The organism is Siphonobacter sp. BAB-5405 (assembly GCF_002872335.1).
Classification (GTDB): Bacteria; Bacteroidota; Bacteroidia; order Cytophagales; family Spirosomataceae; genus Siphonobacter.
Genome location: NZ_NJAG01000102.1, coordinates 1 through 5,130, shown reverse-complemented (window position 1 = coordinate 5,130; position 5,130 = coordinate 1). Strand labels below are relative to the sequence as shown.

The following is a 5,130-nucleotide window of genomic DNA, read 5'->3' as shown; positions in this document are numbered from 1 at the left end:
GTGAACGAGCCAATAAAGTAGTACAGTTCCTGCAAAACAATACGGATGGGTTCATGACGGGTGATGCCGTACACATGTGGCCCTTCGGCATCAATGGTGCACACGAAGACAGCGGCGACGAGTTTCTGTATACCGGTCACGCCCTGGTTACGCAGGCCCTGGGTGAAGATGGTCTGGCGAATCCCTCACGGGGCTTTACGACCCCTGCGTACACCTTCGAGCATACGCCTTCCCAGAAGTATTACCTCAAGGTAGAAGGTAGTAAAGTGGGACTCAGCACCTCGTTCCTGGCCGAAAACGAATCCGGACAACTCGTAAACAAGAAAGCCTCCGGGGCCAGTGTGCTGTCCGATGATCGTGCGGCCTGGTACGTTGAGTTCGATCCTGCTACGGCGTTATATCAACTCCGTAATGCCGCTACGGGTAAGTATTTTACTTATCAGAACAACAGCATTGGGCTGTCAGCCACTGGAATGGAGTCGTTGCAGCTCCTGGGAGCCCGTTATAATACAAAGGTCGGCACGGACGAAAAGAATTTCATGGCGAAAGCGTACTGGATTACCGTACCGCAGAAGAGTTATTCCTCGCCTACGCTGGCGGCCAGTTCCCCTGAATCAATCAGTACAGTACCTTTCGACTTTACGGACGCCGCTACCGCTCAACGCTGGTTGATCTTTACGCAGGACCAGGTAAAATCATTTGACTCCCTGATGGTGGCTCCGGCGGCAGTAAAAAACATGTATATCGCTTCGGGTGATAATAAGACCACGATCACCTGGGATCCGGCCTTCGGTACGCTTTACGAAGTGTTGCGTTCAGAATCAGAAAATGGTACGTACACCAGTCTGGTTAAAGAGTTATCTTCTGGCCGTTATGAAGACCTTACCGCATCAAACGGGAAGCAGTACTATTACAAGATGGTAGCTTACAATGAGCTCGGTAGCGGTCCGGCGTCGGTCAGCCTGGCTGGTAAACCGGTCAAAGGGCAGCACCTGCACCTGGCCTTCGATGAGACCAGCGGAACGATTGCTCACGATGACTGGGGGGGGTACCACGCTCAGTTGAAAAATGGTGCAGCCTGGACGGCGGGTATGACCGCCCCTTCCGATGTAGCAATCCTGTCGGAGATGGCCACTACGGCAACTGCCGCTGCTACTGATGGTGCTGTTGCTCTTTCCCAAGCCACTTCCTCGTACCTGGAACTGCCTTCGGGTGTGATTAGCACCTTATCCGATTTTACGCTGGCAACCTGGGTGAAGATACCCCAGGGAATAGGTGACAATTCGCGTATCTTCGACTTTGGTACGGGTACGGGTACCTACATGGCCCTGTCACCCAAAGTTGGTCAGAATCTGTACTACGAGATTAGGCGTCCCGGAGTAAATTATCGCGTTACTATTCCCTATACTCTGCCAACCGATCAGTGGATTCACGTGGCTATTTCACAAAAAGATACTACGTTCAAGTTCTTTATGAACGGTCAGCTGATTACTACCGACAATAAGGCTACTGTGAAACCTTTGGATTTGGGGGTAACGACGCAAAACTACCTGGGACGTTCGATGTGGGACAGCGATCCGTATGCCGACCTCACCTTTGGTGATTTCCGCATCTACAATTACGCTTTTTCCAATGAGAATGTAGCTACGCTGGCTAATGCCAGTGCCTTACCGGTACAGTTGATTTACTTCGAAGGAAAAGCAACCAATGAGGGAAACCTTTTGACCTGGAAGACGGCTCAGGAGTTAAACAACGATCATTTCGTTCTGGAGCGGTCCCTGAACACGCCGGCTAACTTCAAAGCCATTGCTCAGGTGAAAGGAAACGGTACCACTCGTCTGCCGAGTAATTATCAGTTCCTCGATCCGCAGGCAAAGGGACGCCTGGCGTATTACCGACTGGTACAGGTAGATACGGATGGGAAAACGGAGCCGAGTCGAGCCATTGCGGTTGACAATCGGACCTTACGCCCTCTGAATGCCTTCCCCAACCCGGTATCCGCACAACTGACGATAGAGTTACCCGACCGTGATCTTTCTTCCGTGCATCTCCGCGTGCTGAACACCATCGGTCAGATCGTTCATGAAGATAAAGCGTACGCTCCCGTAAACGGTAACGTACAGCTTCAGATGGGTAACCTGCCCGTAGGTGTGTACCGGGTAGTCATTACGCACCCGACCGAAAAGTACGGGTTGACGATTATCAAGAAGTAATCAAGCGTTTGAATAACAGAAAGTAAAGCACCAGGTGTGGCCTCAATCAGAGGCCATACCTGGTGCTTTTTTATAGAAGTGCCCGGAAAGATGAGCGGATTGTTTGCAGGAATTTATTCCTGCAAAAAGGACTTTCCATTCGGCTTATTCCACGGTTTGTTCAACTCCTCCTAAGCCCTAGATACTTAAAAAAAACGTTTCTACTCCAATTAGCATACGTAAACCACTGATAAATAGCTTTTAAGAGTAGAGCTAGTAAAAGTTTTACAAAGACGTTAAAACCCGATTTGTTAAAATTAAAAGCCATTTTGTATAATTTGAATATTTTATTTAACAATAGATTTGTGGCGACGATGAACTCTATAGCATAAGTGGTTGACTAGGCCTCATGGACAGTACGATCCAGGGCCTTTCCAACAGATATAAGCCCAGATGATGCCCTTTTTCAGGGGGCATCATCAGTTTTAACGACCCTCTCATCTACTCACCTGGAGTCAGTCAGGGGAGTAGTAATAAAGTATTGAAATTCAGAAAGTAATGGGTCGACAATAGTACATCCTCTTGAACGATGGAGCCTGGGTTCTTCAGATGTTTAGAGTTATTAACTAGCGTATGAAAACATTAGTGTGCCTTTCACCGGGGCAATTTGAGTATCAGTCCGTTGAAACGCCTAGCACTCAGCCGGGCTTTTCCCTGCTTCGTATTAAACGCATCGGAATTTGTGGTACGGATTTACACGCCTACCAGGGCAATCAACCCTTCTTTAGCTATCCGCGTATTCTGGGGCATGAGCTTTCAGCCGATGTCTTAACGACGGATCATCCTGACTTTAAACCCGGTGATGCGGTAACGATTATTCCTTACTTCCACTGTGGAACCTGTATTGCCTGTAGAAAGGACAAAACCAACTGTTGTAAACAGATGCAGGTCAGTGGAGTGCACATCGATGGGGGTATGACGGAACAACTGCTGGTTCCCTCGTACGCACTGGTCAAAAGCGAAGGACTTAGCTACGATGAACTTGCCCTGGTCGAGCCGCTGGCGATCGGAGCCCATGGCATTCGCCGGGCTAACGTCACCCCGGATGAATTTGTACTGGTGATCGGTGCTGGACCTATTGGCCTGGGTACCATGGAATTTGCCAGGATTGCGGGTGCGAAAGTCATTGCCATGGATGTGAACGACGATAGACTTTCGTTCTGCCGTCAGACCTTACACGTCGATTACACCCTAAACCCGAAACGAGAGAATCCGCTGGAGCAACTGGAACGCATTACGAATGGAGAGATGCCTACCGTAGTGATCGATGCCACCGGCAATCTCAACGCCATCAATGCGGGCTTTTCGTACCTGGCTCATGGCGGCAGGTACGTATTGATAGGCCTGCAAAAGGAAGCTATAACGTTGAGTCATCCCGAATTTCATAAGCGGGAAGCGACGTTGATGAGCAGCCGAAATGCCACCCGAGCCGATTTTGTGCACGTCATGGACTGCCTGCGAAAAGGCTTGGTCTCGCCCGCGAATTACATTACGCACCGTGTAGACTTTAACCAGGTAAAAGATCGCTTTGAAGATTTTTTAAAGCCTGAAAACAAAGTAATCAAAGCACTAATTGATTTGAGCTAGTGAACGGCATGAGACACATCTTAAGAAAAATGCTTTGCCTGACCATGAGCGTCATGCTGGCTCACTGCACAGGGATTGCCCAGAATCCCGTTCAATGGGGAGCCTGGAAGCACTGGGGCGATCAGAAAAATGGCACGTACCGAAATCCCATCATTCCCAGTGATTACAGTGACCTGGACTGCATTCGGGTGGGCGACACGTATTACGCCATTTCTTCCACCTTTCAGTACTCGCCGGGGATGATCATTCTGGAATCCAAGGACCTGGTGAACTGGAAAATCTGCGGTCATGCCGTGACGGACCTTACCCAGATCTCCGATGAATTATCCTGGAAAAAAATGAAATCGGTACGGGAAAGGGATTTGGGCGGGGTCTTTGCGGCATCATAAAGGTCGCTTTTATCTGTATTTCGGCACGCCTGACGAAGGGTATTTCATGACCTCCGCCGCCAAAGCCGAAGGACCCTGGGAACCGTTGACACCCGTATTGAAGGAGTCGGGCTGGGATGACTGCTCGGCGATCTGGGACGAAAAAGGGAAAGGTTATTTCGTAGGGACTCACTTCGCCGATGGCTACAAAACCTATCTGTTCGACCTGTCCGCCGACGGAAAATCCATTGACCGGAAATCGGCCGTTCTGGTAAACGCCGGGTCCGGACGGGAAGCGAGTAAATTGATCAAAGTGAAGGACTGGTATTACCTCGTCTTCAGCGAACACAAATCTGATAAAGGTCGGTACGTAATGGCAAAACGGTCCAGAAACATAAACGGCCCGTACACGGAAGAAAAGCAGCTTGCCCTGACCAGTCAGGAAGCCATGGAACCCAATCAGGGCGGAATCGTATTAGGCAAAGATGGGAAATGGTATTTTCTCACCCACCACGGTTCGGGGGACTGGTCAGGCAGAATCGTGAGTTTACTGCCCGTGACCTGGATCAAGGATTGGCCGATCATAGGTAAGGTTATCGGAGATTCGATTGGTACGATGGCCTGGGAGGGAAAAATGCCCTCTGCTACTTCCGGCGGTTATACCCTGGCCCGAAGCGACGAGTTCAGTACGTCCGTACTGGGCCCGCAGTGGGAGTGGAACTATCAACCCCGGGAAGAAAAGTATTCGCTTCGCGAACGAAAGGGCTGGCTACGACTCAAAGCCTATAAACCCTTAAAGAATAACGAATTATTGACGGCTGGCAATACCCTGACGCAACGTTGTTTCCGAACTTCTTCCAACGAAGTGATTGTAAAAATGGATGTTTCGCGGATGGCACCTGGTCAGCGAAGCGGCTTGTGTC

General features: G+C 49.9%; 4 protein-coding genes. All 4 read left to right on the top strand.

Annotated features, from left to right (window positions below; all coding sequences use genetic code 11):
* Positions 1-2,213, top strand: a 2,213-nt coding sequence (locus tag BWI97_RS26075; protein WP_304529130.1) for a LamG-like jellyroll fold domain-containing protein, incomplete at its 5' end; no start/stop codon positions are given.
* Positions 2,214-2,825: 612 nt separating this feature from the next.
* Positions 2,826-3,839, top strand: a complete 1,014-nt coding sequence (locus tag BWI97_RS26070) for a zinc-binding alcohol dehydrogenase family protein (RefSeq protein ID WP_102203398.1) — start codon at positions 2,826-2,828, stop codon at positions 3,837-3,839.
* 8 nt (positions 3,840-3,847) lie between these two features.
* Positions 3,848-4,228: a family 43 glycosylhydrolase gene (locus BWI97_RS29120; protein WP_199182117.1), complete on the top strand. Its 381-nt coding sequence runs from the start codon at positions 3,848-3,850 to the stop codon at positions 4,226-4,228.
* On the top strand, positions 4,215-5,130 hold a 916-nt coding region (locus BWI97_RS29115), incomplete at its 3' end, for a family 43 glycosylhydrolase (RefSeq protein ID WP_199182116.1). The genes BWI97_RS29120 and BWI97_RS29115, both read left to right, overlap by 14 nt.

Coding starts and splice junctions, on each gene's coding strand:
- BWI97_RS26070 (WP_102203398.1), top strand. CDS start 2,826: ATGAAAACATTAGTGTGCCTTTCACCGGGGCAATTTGAGTATCAGTCC.
- BWI97_RS29120 (WP_199182117.1), top strand. CDS start 3,848: ATGAGACACATCTTAAGAAAAATGCTTTGCCTGACCATGAGCGTCATG.